Origin of the sequence: Parendozoicomonas verongulae, assembly GCF_009711465.1 — a bacterium.
GTDB lineage: Bacteria > Pseudomonadota > Gammaproteobacteria > Pseudomonadales > Endozoicomonadaceae > Sansalvadorimonas > Sansalvadorimonas verongulae.
On the sequence record NZ_SMME01000722.1, the window covers coordinates 5,816 to 6,044 of the forward strand.

Sequence of the window (229 nt, forward strand, 5' to 3'; positions counted from 1 at the left end):
TGCCAGTTTCTACCAGCCCGACAGCCCCAACAACCCGGTGCCCGGCGTTTACTACTTGCGTCACGTGGGCTTTCTGGGCGCACAGCCCCCGGCCATCAAGGGCCTGAAGGACATCGAGTTCAACGACAGCGATGAAGGCGTGGTGGAGTTTGCCGCCAGCATGGACGGCCTGACCAGCAGCGTAAAAGTCGTGGGCACTGTATTCCGCAAACTCCGCGAGTTCCTGATC

At 60.7% G+C, this 229-nt stretch carries 1 protein-coding gene; it reads left to right on the plus strand.

All coding sequences use genetic code 11. The annotated features are described in order from the left end of the window. The coding region (locus E1189_RS23490) for a hypothetical protein (RefSeq protein ID WP_230460133.1) at positions 1-229 on the plus strand (229 nt) is incomplete at both ends.